The sequence below is a fragment of the Methylobacterium sp. AC433 genome, assembly GCF_979253015.1.
In genome coordinates this window covers 1-22,661 of sequence record NZ_CEEDBN010000016.1, presented here as the reverse complement: position 1 = coordinate 22,661, position 22,661 = coordinate 1, and the positions used below count along the sequence as shown (strand labels likewise).

The 22,661-nt window shown below is 71.4% G+C and carries 24 protein-coding genes; 14 read left to right on the top strand and 10 right to left on the bottom strand.

Annotation, left to right across the window (positions count from 1 at the left end):
• Positions 1–76: 76 nt before the first annotated feature.
• The gene (gene erpA, locus AC0IWM_RS19220) at positions 77–403 is read right to left on the bottom strand and encodes an iron-sulfur cluster insertion protein ErpA (RefSeq protein ID WP_056349834.1); all 327 of its coding nucleotides are present in this window, start codon (positions 401–403) and stop codon (positions 77–79) included.
• A 189-nt stretch (positions 404–592) separates the two neighbouring features.
• Between erpA and AC0IWM_RS19215 the strand changes: the two genes are divergently transcribed.
• Positions 593–1,870, top strand: coding sequence for a deoxyguanosinetriphosphate triphosphohydrolase (locus tag AC0IWM_RS19215; RefSeq protein WP_471757591.1), 1,278 nt, complete (start codon positions 593–595; stop codon positions 1,868–1,870).
• A gap of 25 nt (positions 1,871–1,895) precedes the next feature.
• Here the strand turns inward: AC0IWM_RS19215 and AC0IWM_RS19210 are convergent, their stop codons facing one another.
• On the bottom strand, positions 1,896–2,522 hold the full coding sequence (locus tag AC0IWM_RS19210) for a PilZ domain-containing protein (protein ID WP_056468432.1): 627 nt from the start codon (positions 2,520–2,522) through the stop codon (positions 1,896–1,898).
• A gap of 92 nt (positions 2,523–2,614) precedes the next feature.
• Positions 2,615–3,223, bottom strand: a complete 609-nt coding sequence (locus AC0IWM_RS19205) for a PAS domain-containing protein (protein ID WP_471757589.1) — start codon at positions 3,221–3,223, stop codon at positions 2,615–2,617.
• Positions 3,224–3,521: 298 nt separating this feature from the next.
• Between AC0IWM_RS19205 and AC0IWM_RS19200 the strand changes: the two genes are divergently transcribed.
• Positions 3,522–4,337, top strand: coding sequence for a rhomboid family intramembrane serine protease (locus tag AC0IWM_RS19200; RefSeq protein ID WP_471757587.1), 816 nt, complete (start codon positions 3,522–3,524; stop codon positions 4,335–4,337).
• 186 nt (positions 4,338–4,523) lie between these two features.
• Complete coding sequence (locus AC0IWM_RS19195) at positions 4,524–4,955, top strand: CBS domain-containing protein (RefSeq protein ID WP_056468442.1); 432 nt, start codon at positions 4,524–4,526, stop codon at positions 4,953–4,955.
• A gap of 53 nt (positions 4,956–5,008) precedes the next feature.
• Here AC0IWM_RS19195 and AC0IWM_RS19190 read toward each other — a convergent pair whose 3' ends face one another.
• The 3 genes from AC0IWM_RS19190 to folE form a co-directional block, all read right to left on the bottom strand.
• On the bottom strand, positions 5,009–6,040 hold the full coding sequence (locus AC0IWM_RS19190; RefSeq protein ID WP_471757585.1) for a patatin-like phospholipase family protein: 1,032 nt from the start codon (positions 6,038–6,040) through the stop codon (positions 5,009–5,011).
• A gap of 81 nt (positions 6,041–6,121) precedes the next feature.
• Positions 6,122–6,538 carry a phosphoribosyl-AMP cyclohydrolase gene (gene hisI, locus AC0IWM_RS19185; RefSeq protein ID WP_471757583.1) on the bottom strand — a complete coding sequence of 139 codons (417 nt, stop codon included), beginning with the start codon at positions 6,536–6,538 and terminating at the stop codon, positions 6,122–6,124.
• An 11-nt stretch (positions 6,539–6,549) separates the two neighbouring features.
• Positions 6,550–7,371, bottom strand: coding sequence for a GTP cyclohydrolase I FolE (folE, locus tag AC0IWM_RS19180; RefSeq protein ID WP_471757581.1), 822 nt, complete (start codon positions 7,369–7,371; stop codon positions 6,550–6,552).
• Positions 7,372–7,681: 310 nt separating this feature from the next.
• Between folE and AC0IWM_RS19175 the strand changes: the two genes are divergently transcribed.
• Positions 7,682–8,125, top strand: a complete 444-nt coding sequence (locus AC0IWM_RS19175) for an iron-sulfur cluster assembly scaffold protein (protein ID WP_471757579.1) — start codon at positions 7,682–7,684, stop codon at positions 8,123–8,125.
• A gap of 1 nt (position 8,126) precedes the next feature.
• Complete coding sequence (yidD, locus tag AC0IWM_RS19170) at positions 8,127–8,480, top strand: membrane protein insertion efficiency factor YidD (protein WP_471757577.1); 354 nt, start codon at positions 8,127–8,129, stop codon at positions 8,478–8,480.
• Here the strand turns inward: yidD and AC0IWM_RS19165 are convergent.
• Positions 8,461–9,855 carry a 2-hydroxycarboxylate transporter family protein gene (locus AC0IWM_RS19165; RefSeq protein WP_471757575.1) on the bottom strand — a complete coding sequence of 465 codons (1,395 nt, stop codon included), beginning with the start codon at positions 9,853–9,855 and terminating at the stop codon, positions 8,461–8,463. The genes yidD and AC0IWM_RS19165 overlap by 20 nt on opposite strands.
• A gap of 382 nt (positions 9,856–10,237) precedes the next feature.
• Here AC0IWM_RS19165 and thrS point away from each other — a divergent pair, with 382 nt between their 5' ends.
• Positions 10,238–12,265, top strand: a complete 2,028-nt coding sequence (gene thrS / locus AC0IWM_RS19160) for a threonine--tRNA ligase (protein WP_471757573.1) — start codon at positions 10,238–10,240, stop codon at positions 12,263–12,265.
• Between the two features lie 55 nt (positions 12,266–12,320).
• Here thrS and AC0IWM_RS19155 read toward each other — a convergent pair whose 3' ends face one another.
• A complete protein-coding gene (locus AC0IWM_RS19155; protein WP_471757571.1) occupies positions 12,321–13,277 on the bottom strand; it encodes a hypothetical protein in 957 nt (318 codons plus the stop codon).
• 194 nt (positions 13,278–13,471) lie between these two features.
• On the opposite strand from AC0IWM_RS19155, the gene AC0IWM_RS19150 reads away from it, so the two are divergent.
• The 4 genes from AC0IWM_RS19150 to AC0IWM_RS19135 all read left to right on the top strand — a co-directional run bounded on the left by AC0IWM_RS19150 (position 13,472) and on the right by AC0IWM_RS19135 (position 15,419).
• Positions 13,472–14,035: a nitroreductase family protein gene (locus AC0IWM_RS19150; protein ID WP_471757569.1), complete on the top strand. Its 564-nt coding sequence runs from the start codon at positions 13,472–13,474 to the stop codon at positions 14,033–14,035.
• A 10-nt stretch (positions 14,036–14,045) separates the two neighbouring features.
• Positions 14,046–14,657 (top strand): flavin reductase family protein, encoded by a 612-nt coding sequence (locus AC0IWM_RS19145; RefSeq protein ID WP_471757567.1) that lies wholly within the window; start codon positions 14,046–14,048, stop codon positions 14,655–14,657.
• A gap of 80 nt (positions 14,658–14,737) precedes the next feature.
• Positions 14,738–15,112: a type II toxin-antitoxin system RelE/ParE family toxin gene (locus AC0IWM_RS19140; RefSeq protein WP_471757565.1), complete on the top strand. Its 375-nt coding sequence runs from the start codon at positions 14,738–14,740 to the stop codon at positions 15,110–15,112.
• Positions 15,096–15,419, top strand: a complete 324-nt coding sequence (locus AC0IWM_RS19135) for a helix-turn-helix domain-containing protein (protein ID WP_471757563.1) — start codon at positions 15,096–15,098, stop codon at positions 15,417–15,419. The genes AC0IWM_RS19140 and AC0IWM_RS19135 overlap by 17 nt, the downstream gene beginning before the upstream one ends.
• A 68-nt stretch (positions 15,420–15,487) precedes the next feature.
• Here AC0IWM_RS19135 and AC0IWM_RS19130 read toward each other — a convergent pair whose 3' ends face one another.
• Positions 15,488–16,411 carry a DMT family transporter gene (locus AC0IWM_RS19130; RefSeq protein ID WP_471757561.1) on the bottom strand — a complete coding sequence of 308 codons (924 nt, stop codon included), beginning with the start codon at positions 16,409–16,411 and terminating at the stop codon, positions 15,488–15,490.
• A 272-nt stretch (positions 16,412–16,683) separates the two neighbouring features.
• Here AC0IWM_RS19130 and AC0IWM_RS19125 point away from each other — a divergent pair, with 272 nt between their 5' ends.
• The 4 genes from AC0IWM_RS19125 to AC0IWM_RS19110 all read left to right on the top strand — a co-directional run bounded on the left by AC0IWM_RS19125 (position 16,684) and on the right by AC0IWM_RS19110 (position 22,224).
• Positions 16,684–17,763 (top strand): efflux RND transporter periplasmic adaptor subunit, encoded by a 1,080-nt coding sequence (locus AC0IWM_RS19125; RefSeq protein ID WP_471757559.1) that lies wholly within the window; start codon positions 16,684–16,686, stop codon positions 17,761–17,763.
• A complete protein-coding gene (locus AC0IWM_RS19120) occupies positions 17,753–20,959 on the top strand; it encodes an efflux RND transporter permease subunit (protein ID WP_471757557.1) in 3,207 nt (1,068 codons plus the stop codon). Before AC0IWM_RS19125 ends, AC0IWM_RS19120 begins: the two co-directional genes overlap by 11 nt.
• A gap of 509 nt (positions 20,960–21,468) precedes the next feature.
• A complete protein-coding gene (locus AC0IWM_RS19115) occupies positions 21,469–21,657 on the top strand; it encodes a transposase (RefSeq protein WP_471757555.1) in 189 nt (62 codons plus the stop codon).
• Between the two features lie 27 nt (positions 21,658–21,684).
• Positions 21,685–22,224 (top strand): transposase, encoded by a 540-nt coding sequence (locus AC0IWM_RS19110; protein ID WP_471757553.1) that lies wholly within the window; start codon positions 21,685–21,687, stop codon positions 22,222–22,224.
• Positions 22,225–22,335: 111 nt separating this feature from the next.
• Here AC0IWM_RS19110 and AC0IWM_RS19105 read toward each other — a convergent pair whose 3' ends face one another.
• A complete protein-coding gene (locus tag AC0IWM_RS19105) occupies positions 22,336–22,584 on the bottom strand; it encodes a hypothetical protein (protein WP_471757551.1) in 249 nt (82 codons plus the stop codon).
• Positions 22,585–22,661: the final 77 nt, after the last annotated feature.

Below are 22,661 nucleotides of genomic sequence, written 5' to 3'. Positions count from 1 at the left end.
GGAGAGGGCCCATCCGTGCCGCAGTTTCACGCGCGAGGCAATCGCGGGAGCCGCCCCCCGCGGGACCGCGCCGCATTCACAGCGAGAACGAGGTTCCGCAGCCACAGGACGCCGTGGCCTGGGGATTCTCGATCTTGAAGGACTGCCCGATCAGGTCGTTCACGAAATCGATGGTCGAGCCGCTCATGTATTCCAGCGACATCGGGTCGACCAGGACGGTGGCGCCGTCGCGCTCGATCGCGACGTCGTCGGCGGCCCGCGCCCGCTCGATGTCGAAGGCGTAGGAGAATCCCGAGCAGCCGCCGCCGTTCACGCTGATCCGCAGGGAGGCGCCGGGCGGCTCGGCGCCCATGATCTCGTTGATGCGCTTGGCGGCGCGGGGCGTCAGGGTGATGTCGGCCATCGGGATGCTCTCGCGGGGTGCTCTCGAGATCCGCCGGCCGTCCCGGCCGGTCGCGGGCCGAGGCGGCGTTGGAACAACTGCTAGGGAACACAAGATATGCCTGGGGCCCCGATGCTGCAACGCGTCGGAGGACTGGACCGGGGCGGGCGGACCGTTCCGGGTCAAGCGAATGTGGGGCGGCGAGACGTGATGCAGGCGGACGAGACAGGTCCCGGCGCGGCCCGGCGGCGCGGCGAGCGCTGGCGGGCGCCCTATGCCACCGATCCGGCGGCCACCCGCGGGCGCCTGATCCCGGAGGCGATCTCGCCCACGCGCAGCGACTTCCAGCGCGACCGCGACCGCATCATCCATTCCTCGGCCTTCCGGCGCCTCAAGCACAAGACCCAGGTCTTCGTCCATCACGAGGGCGACCATTACCGGACGCGCCTGACCCACACCCTGGAGGTGAGCCAGATCGCCCGGGCGCTGGCCCGGGCGCTCGGCCTCGACGAGGACCTCGCCGAGGCCCTGGCCCTGAGCCACGACCTCGGCCACACCTGCTTCGGGCATACGGGGGAGGACACCCTGGACGCCTGCATGGCGGCCCGTGGCGGCTTCGACCACAACGCCCAGGCCCTGCGCATCGTCACCCGGCTGGAGCGGCGCTACGCCGGCTTCGACGGGCTCAACCTCGCCTGGGAGACCCTCGAGGGCCTCGTCAAGCACAACGGGCCGCTGCTGGAGCCGGACGGGCGCCCGACCCGGCGCTGGACGGGCCGCGGCATCCCGGCCGCGATCCTCGAATACAACGCGCTCAACGACCTCGAACTCGCCCGCTTCGCCGGGCCGGAGGCGCAGGCCGCGGCGCTCGCCGACGACATCGCCTATGACAGCCACGACCTCGATGACGGCCTGCGCGCCGGCCTGTTCGACCTCGCCGACCTCGCCGCGGTGCCGTTCCTGCGCGGCCTCCTCGACGAGATCGACCACCTCTACCCGAACCTGGAGCCGTCGCGAAAGATCCACGAACTGGCGCGGCGGGTCATCACCCGCTTCGTGGAGGACGTGATCGCGGAGAGCACCCGGCGCCTCGCCGCCCTGAATCCGGGCTCGGTGGCCGACATCCGGGCGGCGCAGGCGCCCGTCATTGCCTTCTCCGAGGCGATCGCGCGGGCGGATGCGGAGATCAAGACCTTCCTGTTCGCCCGCATGTACCGCCATCCCGGTGTGCTCGCGGTGCGGGCCAAGGCCAACGTCATCGTGTCCGACCTGTTCGCCCGGTTCACGGCGGAGCCGGGCGCGATGCCGGCGGAATGGTCGGCGGGCCTGGAGGGGGCGGAGGCGGGACGCGTCGCCCGCCGGGTCGCCGACTACATCGCGGGCATGACCGACACCTACGCGGCGCTGGCGCACAAGCGCCTGTTCGCGACGACGCCGGACCTGCACTGGAGCCCGGGCAGCCGCAGCCTGCCCCTCACCGACCCGTAGGACGGCCGTCAGGGTCGCGAAGACCTCAGAGGGTGAGGCCCTCGTGGAACAGGTCGGGGGAGATCGGCAGCATGAAGTGCACGCCGATGCCGCCCTCGAAATGGCGCACCACCCGGCCGGGGGTGCGCCCGACCATCAGGCTCATGCCGATCGCCGGGGTGCTGGTGGTGGTGAGCGCCACGCCCGACATCGAGATGTCGATGATGCGGGCCGAGACCTCGCGCCCGCTCTCCAGGCGCAGGACGACACCCGTGACCAACGGGGTCAGGCGCTCGTGCGTGCGGCCCTCGGGCAGGCCCAGGCTCTCGCGGTTGGCGAGCCAGGTCAGCTGCGAGGCGATCTTGTCGCGCTTGCGCGGCGTCGCGCTGAGCCGGACGGCGAATCCGCCAGGCATCAGGCGCGCGATGGTGCCCTCGATCCGGCCGACATGTTCGAGGTAGAGCACCACCCGCTCGCCGATCTCGCCCATGACCGCGCAGGTGAGGCGGACTCCGCCCGGCGACATGTCGACGGTCTGGCACGGATATTCCCGCCGGTCGGCCAGCATGTAGCGCCCCAGCATCGAGACCTTGACGCGGTGGTGGCGGCGCAGGTCCGAGATCCGGACGTCGCGGGACAGCCTCGCGGGCGGACGGGTGGCGACCTCGATCATGGTGGCGGGGCGACTCGTTTCGAGGCTTCACTGCCCGCGAGGCTACCGGTTGCTGGTTACGAAAGGTTTGCCCGTGGCGCGCGAACGCCCGATCAGGCGCGTCCGCCGGGATGGACGAGGAGATGGCCGCGCCGGAGCGGGGCGCTGTCGTTGGCGGGCTCGGGCAGGTCCTGCAGGGTGGCCCGGGCATCCCGGTGGGACGGGGCCGCCTCGTGGCCGAGGATACGGAGGGAGGTCGTCCGGATCTGCGTCAGGGGCCGGATGCCGAGCCAGTGCGGCACGCAGGTCGGGCTGAGGGCGCCGAGGATGCGGGACTGCGTCTCGCCGTGGTGGCGCAGGGGCAGCAGCAGGAGTTCGAGGTCGATGCTCTCGCCGCGCTCCGTGAACCCCTGCAGGCCGGCCACGACCCCGACCGTGTCGAGGGCCACGGCCTCGACCAGCAGCCAGGGATCGGCGTCGGGCCGCCCCCAGAGGCCGGCGAATTCCCGCCCCTTCAGCTCGCGCCCGAACAGGGCGCAGACATGGGTCCCGGCCAGGCGCACCGAGGCCGCGCCCCGCGCCATGTCGACCTCGAGGATCAGGCTGTCGGCGAGCAGGTTCCGGATCTCCCCGGGCTCGATCTCGCTGCGCTCCGGCGCGGCGCGGGCATGCCGCAGCTTGTCCCAGTAGGCGTGGAGCAGGCGGCTGGTCGGATGCTTCATGGGAGTCCCACAATGGCACGGTCCGGCGAGGGACCTTCTCGGATCGGGCGCTTCCGGGGCGGTTCTGGGCCGCTCCCGAAGTCTCTGCCTGGCTCTGCGCAGAGCTTATGCCGACCACCCTCGCCGCGCCCCCTTAACCCTTCGTCAAGGTTAACGGGCGTCAGGGGTTGTCCACCGCCAAGTTTGGGCAGGCCGCCTCCGCGCGAGGCCGGGCGGAGCGCGGCGATTGTTCACGCGGCGCGGCTTTCCGGCACCGCGGGGCTTGCGGCGCCGCATCCCGCCCCGACATGGTGGCCCCATGGATGCCAGCCCCGACCTGCCGCCGCAGAACCGCGTTCCGATCTTCAACATGCCGGGCGTGGTCAGCGCGTCGATCGGGGTGCTGGTGGGCATCCACGCCCTGCGCGCGTTCGTGCTGCCGGACACCTGGGACATCGCCGCCCTGATCGACCTCGCCCTGATCCCCGGGCGCTGGAGCGTGGCCGTCGACCCCGCCCGGGCGGAGGAGCTGCTGCGGGCGGCCGCGGCCCTGGCGGGCGACCCCGATGTCGTCGAGGCCCGGCAGGCCTTCGCCCGCTACGTGGTGGCCGACCCCGCCGCGATGCCCTGGACCTTCGCGAGCTACGCGCTGCTGCACGGCTCGTGGATGCACGTGATCTTCAACACCGTCTGGCTCGCCGCCTTCGGTTCGCCGGTGGCCCGGCGCTGCGGCCCCTGGCGCTACGGCCTGATCGCCCTCGTCGGCGCGGTGGCGGGCGGCATCCTCCACGTCGTCCTCGACCCTCTGAGCACCGCACCCCTGATCGGGGCGTCGGCGGGGGTCTCGGCCCTGATGGCGGCCGCGGCGCGCTTCGTGTTCCAGCCGCCGCCCGCCTATGCCGGCGGTCCGCCCTGGCAGCGCCCGGCCCCGCCCCCGCTCCAGACCATCCCGGAGCTGATGCGCAACCGCACCGTGGTGGTGTTCCTGGGCATCTGGCTCGTCACGAACTTCCTGTTCGGCGTCATCGCCCTGCCGCTGGGAGCCGAGGCGACCTCGGTGGCCTGGGACGCGCATCTCGGCGGCTTCGTCGCGGGCTTCTTCCTGCTGCCGCTGATCGACCGCACCCGGCGCTGACGGCGGGCCGGAGCCGCCCGCCAAGACACTGAATTATCCTGCATTGTTCGCGGCCGGTCCCGGCGGGATCTTGCCATATGCGCGCGCGCGCCACACAATCGCCGCAGACCGAGCCGGGCACCCCGCCGCGACAGGCCAAGCCCGGCCGCCCCATCCCAGGGGTGACTAGAGGGAAAGGACACGTCCATGACCGTTGCTCGCATCCTCGCCGAGAAGGGCCGCTCCGTCGTCACGGTGGAGCCGCAGCGCACCCTCGACGAGGCCATCCACCTCCTGGCCGAGAAGCGCATCGGCGCCGTCGTCGTCAGCGATGCGGACGGGGCGGTGCGCGGCATCCTCTCCGAGCGCGACATCATGCGGGCGCTCGCCGGCAAGGGCGCCAACGCCCTCGACGCCCTGGTCTCCGAGCACATGACCACCGAGGTGACCACCTGCACCCGGGCCTGCAGCATCGAGGAGGTGATGCACCTCATGACCGAGGGCCGCTTCCGCCACGTGCCCGTGGTCGAGGAGGGCCGGCTGGCCGGGCTCATCTCCATCGGCGACGTGGTCAAGCGCCGGATCGAGGCCGTCGAGGCCGAGCACCAGGCGATGCGCGACTACATCACCATGGCTTGAACCTCGGGCCTGGTCGCCGAGGGACGATCCGGCTGCGCCGCCGTCGGGGGCAGTCAAGTCCGGGCGGCGGCCGCCGCCACGAGGCCGCGGATCTGGGGCAGGGCGGTCCGTGCCGCCTCGCGGCCGAGGGCGATCCCCTCGGCGGCCCGGTGGAACTCGAACAGGCCCATCCCGGCCAGGCGCGGCACGATCGCGATGTCGGGCGGGTCGCCGGCCAGGCGCGCCCGCGAGATCCGGTCCTGCGTGATGTTGAAGGCGTCGAGCATCACCCGGGCCATGCCGGGGGTGGCGAGGCCGTTCGCCCGCTCGGGCTCGGCGGGACGGGCGCCCGGACGGCGCAGGATCCAGCGCCGGGGCCGGCGGGGCGCGGGGAGCACCGCTTCGGCCGTGACCCGCGCGGGCGATGCCTCCCGCATGCCGGGCCGCGGGTCGCCGTTGAGGTTGACGCAGATCACGAGGTCGGCCCCCAGCGCCCGCGCGATCGTCACCGGCACCGGGTTGACCAGGGTGCCATCGAGCAGGAGCCGGCCGTCGCAGCGCACCGGCGGGAAGATGCCCGGCAGGGCGTAGGAGGCGCGCAGGGCCTCCACCAGGCAGCCCCGGGTGAGCCAGACCTCCTCGCCGCTCTCGAGGTCGGTAGCGACGCTGGCGAAGCGGATCGGCAGGCCCTCGATGCGGCGGTCGGCCAGATCGTGCTGGAGACGCCGCCTCAGGCGGTCGCCGGCGATGAGGCCGGAGCGGAGCCGCAGGTCGAGGAGGCCCATCACGCTGCGCCGGGTCAGCGACAGGGCGAAGGCCTTGAGCAGGCCGAGCTGGCCCGCCGCGTAGCAGCCGCCCACCACCGCACCGATGGAGCAGCCCGCCACCACGGCAGGGTGGATGCCGGCTTCCTCCAGCACCTCGATCACCCCGATCTGCGACCAGCCCCGGGCCGAGCCGCCGCCGAGCGCGAGGCCGATGCGGGGCGCCGGCGCCGGGGACGCCGCCACGGGCTCGACGGCGCCGGCGGGAAAGCGCGCGCGCACGGGGGACACCTGCCGGACCTCGGCCTGGGAGGGCCCCGGGGACAGGCGGTCCCACATCATCGACGCGGGTCGCAGGAAGACGGGATACAGGCGTCGCGGTGCGGCCGGACCGGCCCCGGACGGGTCCGCAGCGCGCCGGGATCAGGCACCGGCGGGCCGCAGAATGGCCCGGCCGGTCGCCGGATCGTGATCGACGCGGCGATAGAAGCAGGCGCGCCGGCCGGTGTGGCAGCAGCCGCCGTCGCCGCCGACGGCGACGCGGATCAGCACGGCGTCCTGGTCGCAATCGACCCGCATCTCGACGACGCGCTGGACCTGCCCGCTGGTGGCGCCCTTGTGCCAGAGCTCGCCGCGGGAGCGCGACCAGTACCAGGCCTCGCCGGTCTCCAGGGTGCGGGCCAACGATTCGGCATTCATGTGAGCGAGCATGAGCACCTGCCCGTCGGTGGCGTCGACGGCGATGCAGGAGACGAGGCCGTTGGCGTCGAAGCGGGGGGTGAAGGCGGCCCCCTCCTCGATCTCGGCCCGGCTGCCGGGCTCCGGGAAGGCGCTCGTCATCGCGGGCCGGCTCAGGACTTGTTGCGCACGAGGGTAAGGAAGCGGACCTGCTCGTTGGCGTCGTTGCGGAAGGCGCCGCGGAACTGGGTGGTGATGGTGGAGACGCCGGCCTTCTGCACGCCGCGCATCGCCATGCAGAGGTGCTCGGCCTCGACCATCACGGCGATGCCGCGGGGCTTGAGGATGCTCTCGATCACGTCGGCGATCTGCGCCGTCATGGTCTCCTGGGTCTGCAGCCGGCGCGCGAAGGTGTCGACCACCCGGGCGAGCTTCGAGAGGCCGACCACGCCCTTGGTCGGATAGTAGGCGATGTGCGCCAGACCCATGAAGGGCACCATGTGATGCTCGCAATGGGAGTAGAACGGGATGTCGCGCACCAGCACGATGTCTGAGTAGCCCTCGACCTCCTCGAAGACCCGCTCGAGGAGCGCGTCGGCATCCTGGCCGTAGCCGCCGAAGATCTGGCCGTAGGCCTTCACCACCCGGGCCGGCGTGTCGCGCAGGCCCTCGCGGTTCGGGTCGTCGCCGGCCCAGCGCAGGAGCGTGCGCACGGCGGCCTCGGCCTCCTCGCGGCTCGGGCGGCCGGTGGCGATGGCGTCCGGCACGCGCTGCGCGGAGGCGGGCAAAGGGGCGATCTCGGGGGCGGGCGCCTCGGGGACGCGCGCATTGTCGTTGCGCATGGTGCTGAGGGCGCCGTTCTGGCGGGTCGGTTCCATCCCGGATTCCTCCGTCTCGGTCAGGCGGTAGGAAAGGGACTTGAGCGCGGCATCCATGGCATCTTCCGCACGGGCGATCCGGGTCGTCATCGGGTGGCTGTCAGGCTTTGCGTACATCGTCGAACCATGAGGCCGTCGGGTGAGGGCGGCCGATGCCCTGACGGTGCCGTCTGCCGTGGCGCGACCCTGGCCGTGGGCGCGACCCGGGTCGACGAGCCGCCTCCTCGCGAAACGGTGCGTGGGGGCCTATATCGTCGTTATCGCGCCGTCGCGCAATGCGGCCTGCGCGGATCAGACCTCCGGGATCGGAAGCCGGCTTCGCGCCGGTGGAACGGCAAGGGGCCGGGTGGAACGGCAAGGTCCGCTGAAACGACATGGCCCGCTAGAACGACAAGGCCCGCTGGAACGACAAGAGGATCGAACGTCCATGCTCGACGACATCTACAACCGTCGCATCCTCGAACTGGCCGCCGACATCCCGCGTCTCGGCCGCCTGGCCGCCCCGGATGCCAGCGCCACCGCGCATTCGAAGCTCTGCGGCTCCACCGTCACGGTGGATCTGACGGTGCGGGACGGCACGGTCACCGACTTCGCCCACGAGGTGAAGGCCTGCGCGCTGGGCCAGGCCGCGTCGTCCCTGATGGCGCGCCACGTGGTCGGCGCCAGCGCCGGGGACCTGCGCGAGGTCCGCGCCGCGATGCGGCGGATGCTCAAGGAGAACGGTCCCGCGCCGGCGGGCACCTGGGCGGACCTCGCCGTGCTGGAGCCCGTGCGCGACTTCAAGGCCCGCCACGCCTCGACGCTCCTGACCTTCGACGCGGTGGTGGACGCCCTCGACCGCGTCGAGGCCGGGGCGGTGGCGGCCGAGTAGGTTGCCGCTCCGCCGCCTCGCCCACGGGGCGATCCGGGGCTACCAGCTCACCCTGTCGAGCCTGATCGGCCGCCAGTGCCGGCACTGGCCCTCGTGCTCGACCTATACGGACGAGGCGATCCAGCGGCACGGGCTCTGGGCCGGGAGCTGGATCGGGTTCGCCCGCATCTGCCGCTGCGGCCCCTTCGGCACCCACGGCATCGACCTCGTGCCGGAGCCGCTGCCCGCGCGCGCCGCCTGGTTCACGCCCTGGCGCTACGGCCGCTGGCGCGGCGTGAACGCGCCGCCCTCGCCGTTCGCCTGCGAGGCGGTGGGGGACGGGGAGGGGACCGTCCCTAGACCGGCGCCGCCGTGATCCACTTCAGGAACACCAGCGTCCCCGTCACCGTGAGCGCGCCGCCGATGCGCGTGGCGATCTGGGCGAAGGGCATCAGCGCCATCCGGTTGGCGGCGGTGAGGATCGCCACGTCGCCGGTGCCGCCCTGGCCGCTGTGGCAGGCGTTCACGATGGCGGTCTCGATCGGGTACATGCCGAGCCGGCGCCCGACCAGATAGCCCGTCGTCATCAGGGTGACGACGGTGGCCACGATGGTGATCAGGTTCGGCAGCGTGAAGGCCGCCACCAGCTTGTCCCAGGGGGTGAGCGAGACGCCGATGGCGAAGAGCAGCGGGTAGGTCATGCCCACCTGCACGAACTTGTAGACGATGAAGCCGCCGGCCTGGAGCCGGGGCGAGACCGCGCTGGCGAGCTTGGCCAGGACCGCCAGGAACAGCATCGCCACGGGGGCGGGCAGGCCGGTGAGGTGGTGGCACATCACGCCCAGCAGGTAGAGCGTCACCGCCGTGAGGCCGGCCGCCGCCACCGTGGCGGCGTCGATCGGGCCGGTCTCCACCGGCGCGCCCGCCTCCATGTCGTTCTCGGTGTCGGGCTGCAGGCGGCCCTCGCCGGTTAGGTGCGGCTTGCGCTTGCCCACCCAGTTCAGGGTGCCGGCCAGGATGATCGCCGTGAGGCTGCCCAGCATCACCGGCGGCAGCACCTGGGCGAAGACGTCGCCCTGGGGCAGGCCGAGGATGCTGCCGTAGCCGATGGAGAGGGGAATCGCGCCCTCGCCGACGCCGCCGGCCATGATCGGCACCACGATGAAGAAGAACGTGTGGTGGGCCCCCAGCCCGAGGAGCGTGCCCACCAGGGTGCCGACGCAGCCCGCCGCCAGGGAGCCGAGGCCCAGGGGGACGAAGATCTTGAGGAAGCCCTTGATCAGCACCGCCCGGTCCATGCCCAGGATGCTGCCGACGATGATCGCCGCGATGTAGAGGTAGAGGAAGTTGGTGAACTTGGTGAAGTCCGTGATCGCCTTGACGATCGGCCCCGGGATCAGGGCGTAATAGACCAGCGCCGAGGGGATGAAGGTGGCGAAGATCGCCCCCGCCCCGATCTGGCGCAGGACCGGCAGGCGCTTGCCGATCTCCGCGCAGGTGAAGCCGCCGAGCACCAGCACGGCGATCATCGTCGGCGCGTCGGCCTTGATCTCGCCCTCCGAGGTCAGCACCCAGATCAGCGCCACCAGGATCAGGTAGACCGGCAGCGGGATGATGCCGATCTGGATGTCGACGAGGCGCCACCAGCCCTGCGGCCAGAAGCGCCGCGTCCCGGCCTGTCCCCCCGGCAGGTGGGCCGTCGTGGTGATGGCGACGCCTTCGGGGTGCGCCGTCGGTACGGGGCTCGGCATGAACGTGTCTCCCGGCGAAAGCCCTGTCTGCCCCGCGGGGCCGGCTTGTCTCTGATTTTTGGATTTTTTTCTGGTCTCGACCGTGCGGCACGGAAGGCCATCGGCGAGCATCAGTCGGGTTGGGCCGGCCTTGTCAATTGATCGGCCGGCACGGGCCGCAATGGTGATTGAGGATCACTTGCGATTGTCAGCAGCCCGGGGCGGGACCGCCGGGCCGGCGATCCCCGGCCGCCCCGCTCGGAATTCGCGTTCCTTCCCGATGCGAATGGGTCTAAACGGCCCGGCGCGGCGCCGCATCGCGGCCGCCCCGATCACGACCCGCCCGAACCGCCCCCGCTTACCTGCCGCGTACGCAGGAGTGAGCCTCCAAGGAGCCCCGGCCATGCCGATCCTGACCTTCCCCGACGGCAACACCCGCAGCTACGACGCCGCGATCACCGGCCGTGCCGTCGTCGAGGGCATCGCCAAGTCCCTGGCCAAGCGCACCGTCGCCATGGCCCTCGACGGCACCGTGCGCGACCTCGACGACACGATCGCGCAGGACGCCCGCATCGAGTTCCTCGACCGCGCCGACCCGCGCAGCCTCGAGCTGATCCGGCACGACTGCGCCCACGTTCTGGCGGAGGCGGTGCAGACCCTGTGGCCGGGCACGCAGGTCACCATCGGCCCGGTGATCGAGAACGGATTCTACTACGACTTCGCCCGGGACGAGCCCTTCACCCCGGAGGACTTCCCGAAGATCGAGGCGAAGATGCGCGAGCTCATCGCGCGCGACGCTCCCTTCACCAAGGAGGTCTGGAAGCGGGACGACATCCGGGCGCTCTTCGCCGAGAAGGGCGAGGCCTACAAGGTCGAGCTCGTGGACGCGATCCCGCCCGGCGAGGACCTCAAGGTCTACCGCCAGGGCGACTGGTTCGACCTCTGCCGCGGCCCGCACATGACCACGACCGGCAAGGTCGGCACCGCCTTCAAGCTGATGAAGGTGGCGGGGGCCTACTGGCGCGGCGATTCCAACAACCCGATGCTGACCCGCATCTACGGCACCGCCTGGGCCTCGAAGGAGGACCTCGACGCCTACCTGCACCGCCTGGAGGAGGCCGAGCGCCGCGACCACCGGCGCCTCGGCCGGGAGATGGACCTGTTCCACTTCCAGGAGGAGGGGCCGGGCGTCGTGTTCTGGCACGCCAAGGGCTGGACGGTGTTCCAGGAGCTGATCGCCTACATGCGCCGGCGCCTGCGGGGCGACTACCAGGAGGTCAACGCCCCCCAGATCCTCGACAAGGCCCTGTGGGAGACCTCCGGCCACTGGGGCTGGTACCGCGAGAACATGTTCGCGGCCCAGAGCGCCGGCGACGAGGCCGAGGACAAGCGCTGGTTCGCGCTCAAGCCCATGAACTGCCCCGGCCACGTGATGATCTTCAAGCACGGCCTGAAGTCCTACCGCGACCTGCCCCTGCGCATGGCCGAGTTCGGCGTGGTCCACCGCTACGAGCCCTCGGGCGCCATGCACGGCCTGATGCGGGTGCGCGGCTTCACCCAGGACGACGCGCACATCTTCTGCACCGAGGACCAGCTCGCCGACGAGTGCCTGAAGATCAACGACCTGATCCTCTCCACCTACGCCGATTTCGGCTTCGGCGAGATCGTGGTGAAGCTCTCGACCCGCCCCGAGAAGCGGGTCGGCTCGGACGCCCTCTGGGACCATGCCGAGGACGTCATGACCCGGGTGCTGACCCAGATCGAGGAGCAGTCCGGCGGCCGGATCAAGACCGCGATCAACCCGGGGGAGGGCGCCTTCTACGGGCCGAAATTCGAGTACGTGCTGCGCGACGCCATCGGGCGCGACTGGCAATGCGGCACGACGCAGGTCGACTTCAACCTGCCGGAGCGCTTCGGCGCGTTCTACGTCGATGCCGACAGCGGCAAGAAGCCACCGGTCATGGTCCACCGCGCCATCTGCGGCTCGCTGGAGCGCTTCACCGGGATCCTGATCGAGCACTTCGCCGGGCATTTCCCGCTCTGGCTGGCGCCGGTGCAGGTGGTGGTCGCCACCATCACGGGCGATGCCGACCCCTATGCCCGCGAGGTGGTCGCCGCCGCGACGCGCCTCGGCCTGCGGGTCGAGGCGGACCTGCGCAACGAAAAGATCAACTACAAGGTCCGCGAGCACTCGCTCGCCAAGGTGCCGGTGATGCTGGTCGTCGGCCGCAAGGAGGGCGAGGAGCGCACCGTCTCGGTGCGGCGCCTCGGCAGCCAGCAGACCCGCACGGGCGGCCTCGACGAGACCCTGGCCGCCCTGGTGGCGGAGGCGACCGCGCCGGACCGAATCCGGGCGGATGCGGTGGTCGAGACCGTGCCGAGCGAGAACGTCGCCCTCGACGGCCGGCACGGCGAGGCGCCGACGCCCTAGATATGCGCCTCCCGCCCCGGGGACGGGGGCGGGGCCGGCCTCGGCCGGCCGTCGCTCACCCGGCCTTGGCGATGACCTCGACGTCGCGGTTCAGGCCGCTCTCGACCTTGAACTCGCGGGTGTAGACCTGCCCGTCGTGCCGGGCGATCAGCACGTAGTCGCCCTCCGCCAGGGTCACCTGCGGGAAGGCGCCGATGGCCTCGCGGATGGTGTCGCCGCCCGGCGTCAGCACCGAGAACGCGGTGCCGGCGAAGGCCTCCGCCCCTTCCGCGGCGACGAGCTTCAGGGTCAGGGTGGCGGCGCGGTGGTTGAGGGTGGCGTCCGTGACCTTGCCGTTCTCCACCTTCAGGTCCGCGCGCTGGATCGCGTTCGAGCCGCCATAGGTCGAGACCACGTGGTAGGTGCCCTCGGGCAGGCGCAGGAGCTCGCCCGCCTTGACGCCGCTGCGCACGAGGCGCCCCTCCGAATTCGTCCCGATCGGCACGAAGACCGAGAAGGCGAGCTGGTCGGCGCTGAGCTTCACGTCGCCGATGGCGCCCGAGAGCTTGAGCGCCCCGGCATTGACCTTGAGCTGCTCGGAGGCCGGCTGGCCCGCCAGGGCGACGCGGCGCGAGGCGCTGGCGAAGCCGTAGGTCACGGTGGCCACGTAAGAGCCCGGCGCCAGGGTGAAGCTCGGCTCGGCCGCCTCGGAGCGGGCGACGATGGCGGGCTTCGTCCCGTCCGTGCGGTCCTCGTAGATGCGCCAGGCGAGCCCGGAGCGCAGCGGCTTGTCGCTCCCGGCGAACACCGCCGAGAGGGTGAGGGCCGCGCTCGCCGTGCTGGGCAGCGGCGGCACCGAGGGATCCGACATCGAGGGGGTGGGCATGGACGGCGAAGGCATGGACGGGGAGGGGAGGTTGGGCCCGATCCGGTTGTGGAAGGCGTTGCCGTCCTGTGCCGAGGCGGTCCCGGGATGGCGCACGAGGAGGAGGGCGCAGCCCAGCAAGACCGATCCGTACCCTGCCCACGCCATCCCGCACCTCCCAATCCCGACCGGGGCGTCCCGCCGGCGTTGCCAATCCGCCGCCGACGCGCCATGTCACGCGGGGCTGCCGCGCCCGGTGCCCGCCCTCTGGAACCGGACCATGGCGGCGGCAAGGCCGCGCCGTCCCGGGGGCCATCGTCCGCGGCCCGCTCTCTCCCGCCCGATCCTGCTCCAGGGATGCCATGAACGCCACCCTCGATCTCCTGCGCACCCGCCGCTCGGTTCCGCCCCTCCGCCTGGAAGGGCCCGGCCCGGACGCGGCCGAGCTCGACGCGATCCTGACCATCGCCTCGCGGGTGCCGGACCACGGCAAGCTGGCGCCCTGGCGCTTCCTGGTGATCGCGGGCGAGGCCCGCACCCGGATCGGCGGCGCCATCGCGGCGGCCTACGCCGCCGACCATCCGGTGGCCGACGCCGCCCGCCTGGATCTCGAGCGCAACCGCCTCGCCCTGGCGCCCCTGGTGGTGGCGGTGGTGTCGCGGGCCGGGCCGCACATCAAGATCCCGGAATGGGAGCAGGTGCTCTCGGCCGGCGCCGTGGCGATGAACCTCGTGGTGGCGGCCAACGCCGCGGGCTACGCCACCGCTTGGCTCACCGAGTGGTTCGCCTACGATTCCCGGATCCTCGACGTGCTCGGCCTCGACCCCGGCGAGCGGCTGGCCGGCTTCATCCATGTCGGGCGCGCGCAGGAGGTGCCGCCCGACCGGCCCCGCCCGGCGCTGGCCGACATCGTCACCCGGCTCTGAGGGGCAGTCCATGCATTACGACGCCGAGACCAAGGGCCTGCCGCACAACCCGCTGAAGGCCCTGGTGGCCCCGCGCCCGATCGGCTGGATCAGCGCGATGAACCGCGACGGCGCGGTGAACCTCGCACCCTATTCCTACTTCAACGCGGTCGCGTCCGGTCCCGACATGGTCATGTTCTCCTCGGCCGGGCGCAAGGACGCCATGAGCTTCGCGGAGGAGGGTGGAGAGTTCGTCTGCAACCTCGCCACCTACGACCTGCGCGAGGCGGTGAATGCCACCTCGGCGCCCCTGCCCCGGGGGACGAGCGAGTTCGCCTTCGCGGGCCTGACCCCGGCGCCCTCGCGAAAGGTGCGCCCGCCCCGGGTCGCCGAATCGCCGGCCGCGCTCGAGTGCAAGTGGCTGCAGACCGTGCCGCTGACGCCGCTCGACGGCAGCGACGCCTCGCACTTCCTGGTGATCGGGCAGGTGGTCTCGATCTACATCGACGACCGCTTCATCCGCGACGGCCTCGTCGACACCGGCGCCATGCGGCCGATCCTGCGCGGCGGCTACTTCGACTACTTCACCGCCGAACCCGAGACCCGGTTCGAGCTGCGCCGCCCGGCGGGCGGGGGCGGGTAGGGGCGCTGCCCTTCCATCACGACGGCCCGGATCATCGCTGGCGATCCTTGATTTTGTAGCACTCAGTGCTACGATTTGTCATGACCGTCAGCATGGCCAGAACCTTCAAGACGGCATGGTTCTCCAGAGCCGCTCGAAAGGCTCGCATCCAGGACGACGCGCTGTGCGCCGCGATCCAGGATGTGGCCAGAGGTCAAGCCGACGATCTGGGGGGTGGCGTCTTCAAGAAGCGCCTGGACAAGAACAGGCATCGCAGCATCATCCTTGCCAAAGGGGGTCGATACTGGATCTTTGCATACCTGTTTGCCAAGAAGGACAGGGCGAACATCACGGATGACGAATTGGAGGACTTTCGAACCCTCGCCAAGGCTTACGGCGCGATGACCGAGAAGCAGCTTGCCGAACTCATCGCGGACAGGGACCTGACGGAGATTTGCCATGGCGACGAAAGCTAGGTTCAGGAACGCGGCCTCCGAGGCGATCCACACATCTGCTGCCATGCTTCACAAGGTCGGTGCCCTCGACAAGGCGACGATGCGCGACTTCGATGCGCGTCATCTGGCTGTGCCGAGTGACATCGAGCCCGCTCAGATCAAGCAGATCCGTGAGGCCAACAACGTCAGCCAGCCCGTCTTCGCGCGCTATCTCAACACGAGCGAGAGCACGGTCGAAAAATGGGAAACCGGCGCCAAGCGTCCCAGCGGGATGGCGCTTAAGCTGCTGAGCGTCGTCCAGAAGCACGGATTGCAGGTTCTTGCCTGACCCCCTCGTCCCTCGGTCTCCCCGGACGACCGGTGACGCCCAAGGCCGCCTCGGCTGGGAGCCCCGCCTCACCGCCGCCGCCCCAGGCGCTCCGCGATGGCGATGCCGCCGATGACCAGGGCCAGCGCCAGGCCCTCGTGCCAGCGGAAGGGCTCGCCCACCAGCAGGATCGCGAGCCCGGCCCCGAAGATCGGCACGAGGTTGACGAAGAGGCCGGCCCGGTTCGGGCCGATCAGCTCGACGCCGCGCATGAAGGCGAGCTGCGCGATGAGCGAGGGACCCAGCGCCACGAAGATCACGATGGCCCAGCCCTTGCGGGTCGGCCAGATCGTGTGCCCCAGAGCCCATTCGGCGTAGAGCGGCGGCAGCGAGGTGAGGAGCGCCGACAGCGCCACGGCGGTGAAGAAGCTCAGGCCCGAGACCTTGGGGCGGCGTGAGAGCGCCACGGTGTAGCCGGCATAGAGCAGGCAGGCGACCAGCATCAGCACGTCGCCCCGGTTGAACGCGAAGGTGGCCAGCACCCGCCAGTCGCCGTGGGTCGCCGCCACCACGGCGCCCGCGAGCGTCACGGCGACGCCCAGCACCTGCGCGCCCGTCACCGCCACCCGGTGGACGACATAGTTGATCAGGATGACGAGGACCGGGATCGAGCCCTGGAACAGGGCGATGTTGATGCCGCTGGTGAACTGGCCGGCGGCGTAGAACAGGCTGGCGTAGAGGGTGTAGCCGCAGGCGCCCATCAGCAGCACGTAAGCCCAGTGGCGCTTCAGCCGGTCCCACTCCGCCACGAGGCCCGCCCGCGCCGGCAGCGCCAGGGCGAGGCAGGCGAAGGCCCAGCGCAGGCAGGTGAGCACCTGGGGCGAGACCTCGCCCGCCGCCCACTTGCTCGCCACCACGTTGCCGCCCCAGAGCAGCATCGTGAACACGAGCAGTGGGTAGGCCGCGGCCGCAGGCTCGGCCGCGCGTCCGGCGGGCGTCTCCGGGACGCGCATGGGCGGATCTCCCTGGGCTCTGGCCGGGCTCGCGGCCGGCGATCGGGGCGGGATAGCCCGCCGCGCCGCGCGGGGACAGGCCGCTCGGCGCAACGCCCCCATCGAAAACCACCCGCCTCCGCCCCGGCGCCCCTGGGACCGCGCCCATCCCCCGGTATCGATCCGCCCCCGGGTATCGATCGGCGCGTCGATTCCCTATGCCGGTGGACACGCTTATGCCGGCCCGGAACGCGCCGGCGACACGGCCGCGGCAGGGGAGGGCGAGACATCCGGTGACGTGGCGATCCCTCCTCCTCGTCGGCCTCGCGGTGGCCGGCCTCGGCGGCCTCGCCGTCTCGCCCCGGGGCGCCGTCCTCCTCGGCGAGCTGCGCGAGCACGTCGAGGCCCTCCAGGCCCGACCCGGGGCGGCCAAGCCCGCGCACCTGCCGGCCCAGCGCACCGCCGTGGAGGAGGGCCGCACCGTGGTGCGCCTCTCGGCCGCCGAGCGCGCCCGCATCGGCATCGTCACCGAGGCCCGGCCCCTCGCCGACCACCGGGAGGAGCTGCAGGCCTATGGCAGCGTCCTCGACCTCGCCCGGGTCACCGACCTGACCAACGCCTATGCCAGCGCCCGGGCCGCCCTCCAGACCGCTCAGGCCCGCGCCGAGGTCTCGCGCAGCGCCCTGCAGCGGGCGAGGTCGCTCGGGCAATACGCCACCACCGTCCAGCTCGAGACCGCCGGAGGCACCGCCCAGACCGACCAGGCGGCCCTGGCGGCGGCGGAATCGCAGGTGCGCACCCTCTCGGCCACCGCCCAGCAGGAATGGGGGCCGGTGATCGGCCGGGCCATCGTCGAGCGCTCGGCCACCGTCACCCGGCTGATCGAGCGGACCGACTTCCTGGTGCAGGTCACCCTGCCGCCGGGGGAGGGCCTGAAGGGGCCGCCGGCGGCGGCCTTCGCCGAGGTGCCGCCCCAGAGCGCGCGGGTCGCCCTGACCTACGTCTCCCCCGCCACCCGCACGGATCCGCGCATCCAGGGCCTGAGCTTCTTCTACACCGTGCCGGGCGACAGCGGCTTCCTGCCCGGCATGAGCATGCTGGCCTTCCTGGCGGCCGACCGCAGCGTCACCGGCCTCAGCGTGCCCGAGGACGCGGTGGTGCACTGGCAGGGAGCGGCCTGGATCTACCGGGCGGTGGGACCCGACGCCTTCGCCCGCCACCGGCTGAAGGCCGACCCGCCGATGTCGGCCGACGCCTACGTGGTGGAGGACCTGCCCGGCGGCACCGAGATCGTGCTCTCGGGGGCACAGGCGCTCCTCTCCGAGGAGATGAAGAGCCAGCTGCAGGTCTCGGGCGGCGTCGATGACGATTGAGGCGAAGGGACCCGGGGCGAAGGGGTCCGGGGCGAAGGGGTCCGGGGCGAAGGGGTCCCCGTCCCAGGGCCATGGCGGTCCGCAGGCGGCGCTGGTCGCCTTCGCGGTGCGCTTCCGCGGCATCGTCCTGGCGCTCAGCCTGGCGCTCGCCGGCTACGGCTTCGTAGTGCTGGCCGACGCCCAGTACGACGTCTTCCCGGAATTCGCGCCGCCCTCCGTGGTGATCCAGACCGAGGCCCCGGGCCTCAACCCGGAACAGGTCGAGGTGCTGGTGACCCAGCCCGTGGAGGTGGCGGTCAACGGGCTGCCCGGGGTGGTCTCGCTGCGGTCGAGCTCGATCCAGGGCCTGTCGGTGATCACCGTCACCTTCGGGGCGGGCAGCGACATCTACCGGGTGCGCCAGCTCGTCACCGAGCGGCTGACGGCGCTGGCCGGCCGCCTGCCGCAAGGGGTGCTGCCGCCGGCGATGACGGCGCTGACCTCCGCCACCAGCACGGTGCTGCTGGTCGGCCTGACCACGCAGAGCCGCTCGGACATGGACCTGCGCACCCTGGCGGACTGGACGGTCCGCCTGCGCCTCCTCGCCGTGCCGGGCATCGCCCAGGTCTCGGTCTATGGCGGCGCGGTGCGCTCGCTGCAGGTGCAGATCCGCCCCAACGACCTCGTGCGCTTCAACATCGGCGTCAACGACGTGCTGGCCGCCGCGCGCAAGGCCACCGGCGTGCGCGGGGCCGGCTTCGTCGACACGCCCAACCAGCGCATCGCCCTCCAGACCGACGGCCAGTCGCTCAGCCCCGAGGCGGTCTCGCGCACGGTGCTGATCAACGAGGGCGGGGCCAGCGTGACCCTGGCGGACGTCGCCACCGTGGTCGCCACCGGCGAGCCGGCGATCGGCGCCGCCCTGGTGGACGGCCGGCCCGGTGTGCTCCTCATGGTGGGCGCCCAGTACGGCGCCAACACCCGCGCGGTCACCGCCCGGGTCGAGGCGGCCCTGGAGGACCTGCGCCCGGCCCTGGAGCGCGAGGGCGTGAGCCTGCATGCCGACCTGTTCCGGCCGGCCAACTTCATCGCCATCGCCAACGGCAACGTGCTGCAGGCCCTCGGGCTCGGCGGCATCCTGGTGGTCGTGGTGCTGTTCGTCTTCCTCTACGACTGGCGCACTGCCGTGATCTCGGCGCTCGCGATCCCGCTCTCGCTCATCGCCGCCGTGGTGGCGCTCCAGGCGCTGGGCGAGAGCCTCAACACCATGACCCTGGGCGGCCTCGCCATCGCCATCGGCGAGGTGGTGGACGACGCGGTGATCGGCGTCGAGAACGTGGTCCGGCGCCTGCGCGAGAACCGCCGCCTCGGCGGCCCGCGGTCCGAGGGGAGGGTGGTCCTCGACGCCATCCTGGAGGTGCGCACGGCGGTCGCCTACGCCACCATCGCGGTGCTGCTGGTGTTCCTCCCCGTCCTCGCCCTGTCGGGCATCGCCGGCCGGCTGTTCGGTCCCCTGAGCCTCGCCTACATCCTCGCCGTGGTGGCCTCGCTGGCCGTCGCCCTCACGGTGACCCCTGCCCTGGCGATGTGGCTGCTCACCGGCCGGCGCGAGGCCTCGACCCTGGACCCGCCGGTGATGCGCGCCGCCCGCCGCCACTACGCCCGGCTCCTGACCCGGATCGACCGCGCCCCGCGCCTCGTCATGGCCTGCGGCCTCCTCGTCACCCTCCTGGGGGCCGCCGTGGTGCCGTTCTTCGGCTCGACCTTCCTGCCCGACCTCAAGGAGGGCCACCTGATCCTGCACATGGCGGCCGCACCCGGCACCGCGCTGCAGGAATCGATGCGTCTGGGCACCCGCATCACCGCCGAACTGAAGGCGATCCCCGGCATCCGGGCGGTCGCCTCGCAGATCGGCCGGGCCGAGGCCGGCCAGGACACCGCCGGCACCCATTACAGCGAGATCCACATCGACCTGGAGCCCGGCCTCGACGGGGCGGGGCAGGGGGCGGCGGAGGCCCGGATCCGGGCCGTGATGGCGGGCTTCCCGGGGGCCGCCTTCTCCCTCAAGACCTTCCTCACCGAGCGCATCGAGGAGACCGTGTCGGGCTTCACCGCGCCGGTGGTGATCAACGTCTTCGGCACCGATCTCGGCGCCATCGAGACGGCCGCCCGCGACATCGCCCGCGAGCTCGCCGAGGTGCGGGGCGCCGTGGACATTCAACAGAGCTCCCCGGCGGGTCTGCCCCAGGTCAATGTGGGCCTGAGGCCCAACGACCTGCGCCACTGGGGTCTCTCGGCCATCGAGGTGATGGAGGTGGTGCGCACCGCCTACCAGGGCGACATCGTCGGCCAGACCTATGCGGGCAACGCGGTGTTCAACGTCCTGGTCATCCTCGATTCCGCCACCCGCGGCCGGCTCTCGGCCCTGAGCGACCTGCCCTTGCGCGGCTCGGGCGGCCGGGTGGTGCGCCTCGCGCAGGTGGCGGACATCTACGAGACCTCCGGCCGCTACCAGGTCCAGCACGAGGGCGCGCAGCGGGTCCAGGCGGTCACCGCCAACGTGACCGGCCGCGACGTCGCCGGCTTCGTGGCCGATGCCAAGCGCAAGATCGCCCGCGAGGTCGCCCTGCCTCCCGGCACCTATGTCGGCTTCGCCGGCTCGGCCGAGGCGCAGGCCCGGGCCCGGCGCGACCTCCTGGTCTATTCGGGGCTGGCCGGCCTCGGCATCGTGCTGCTGCTGGCCATCGTGACGGGGAGCCCGCGCAACCTGATGCTGGTCCTGGTCAACCTGCCCTTCGCATTCGTGGGCGGCGTGCTGGCGGTCTTCGCCACCGGCGCCGTGCTGTCGCTGGGCTCGATCGTCGGCTTCGTGACCCTGTTCGGGATCTCGCTGCGCAACACCATCATGATGATCGCCCATTACGAGCACCTCGTGGTGGAGGAGGGGCAGGCCTGGGACCGGGACACCGCCATTCTGGGGGCCGCCGACCGCATGGTGCCGATCCTGATGACCTCCCTGGTCACCGGCCTCGGCCTCCTGCCCCTCGCCCTCGGGGCCGGCGAGCCCGGCCGCGAGATCGAGGGCCCGATGGCCATCGTGATCCTCGGCGGCCTCGCCACCTCGACGGTGCTCAACCTCCTGATCCTGCCGACCCTGGCCCTGCGCTTCGCGCGCTTCGAGGCGCCGCAGGGCAGGGCGCTCGAACCGGTGACCTGAAGCGCCCTCGCCCCACGCCATCCGGCATCCGGCGCGGAGGGCAGGCATACCCGGGGGAGCAATCCTGGCCCGGAAGCCGGTCCGACGGCCGCCCCGTGGCTGTGTCATCGCTAACTGGCGACGGTCAGAGATAATTGGCGGGTACAACCGGGATTAGCGGGACTAGGTAGCAAGCTCACCCGCGGAATAAGCGCCTCAACCAAGGCCTCGCCCATTTGTTTAACGTCAATCAAACGTTTTGCCCGGATTCCGCCACATTTGTGGAAGGACATTTGAACTTGCTCAAAAGTTGTGAAGCTTTGTCAGAGAGTTGTATAAAGCGCACCGGCGCAGCGTTTCGCTGGGCTCCCGCCATTCCGATCATCTTAGAGCCTGTTTGAGGGCCTCCACCGTCCGTCCCCATCTGTCTCGTGTAGCAACACGAATTGCGCCTGGCGGGGCGGAGTGGAGAGCAGATGTGGACGGACCGGCATCGGACGCGTCATGAGACGCGCCTGAAGGATGTCGTGATGCAGCCGGGCTCGGACGAGGTGGCCCGCTTCCTAGAGCGGGCCGACCCGCCGGCTCGCCCGAACGCCAAGTCGGCGCGCCGCGTGATGGCGGCCGTTGCCTGGCATCTGCGGACGGGCGGCGGGTGGCGGGCGCTGCCCGACGGCTTCCTGGCTTGGCGCACCGTCTACGGCTGGTTCCGGCGCTGAGTGGACAAGGGTCTGTTCTAGACCTTGATGCGGTCGCTCGCGCGCCGACAGCGCCGCCACTGCAGGCGGCGTCCCTCGGCGCGGCTGGCGATCATCGATACGCAGAGCGTCCAGTGCATCGGGGTGCGCGGGCCGCGCGGCTATGACGCCGCCAAGAAGGTGGTCGGCCGCAAACGCGTCATGATGGTCGATGCCGAGGGGCACATCCTGGCGCTGGCCGTCGTGCCGGCCAACGTGCAGGATTGCGACACGCTGTCGGCGCTGGATGAGGGCAAGCCCTTCTGGCCGAGCCTGCGTATGACCCTCTTCGACAGCATCTTTCGAGCCCAGCGCTGTGAGGCGTGGTGCGACGTCCACGACATGCGCCGCCGGGTCGTCGAGAAGCACCCGGATCAGAAGGGATTCGTGGTGCTGGAGCGGCGCTGGGTGGTCGAGCGCAGCTTCCGCTGGCTGAGCCACTGGGGTGGACTTCTGCGCGAGCGCGCCGGGCGCCTCGACGTCGCCGCAGGCCGCCTCGCCTGCGGCGCCTGCCGCATGGCCGCCAACGCTCTCAACAATCCAGCATAAGCTCGCGTCCTCAAACAGGCTCTTAGCCGGTCCAAGGGATGGGGCGCGGATCAAGGGTTCAGGATGCCCGAAAAACTTGCGCTCAGCGCGGACCAGTTTGATGGGTCAGGGTCAGGCCTGGACGTAGGCGTCGTCGGTCGAGACGTTAAAGCGGCCGACCGTCCAGTAGTCCGAGTCGTAGTAGGAGCTGCCGGCAAGCGCGGCGATGCTCGCCCCGACAATGAGGAGCCTGCGGTACCCGCCCCCCGCCTTTCTGGAATCATGGAGCTCGTTGGCACGAGCGACCAGTTTCGGATCGGCCAGGGCCTCGTCCGGGGAGACCTGACGGTCGACGGTGAATACGTTGGAGGGCTTCGACATTGGCCTGCCCCCATTCGGCGGCCCAGGTTCGAAGTTAGTGCATCGTCGGTCGCATGACGATGGCGGGGTGAGCGAGC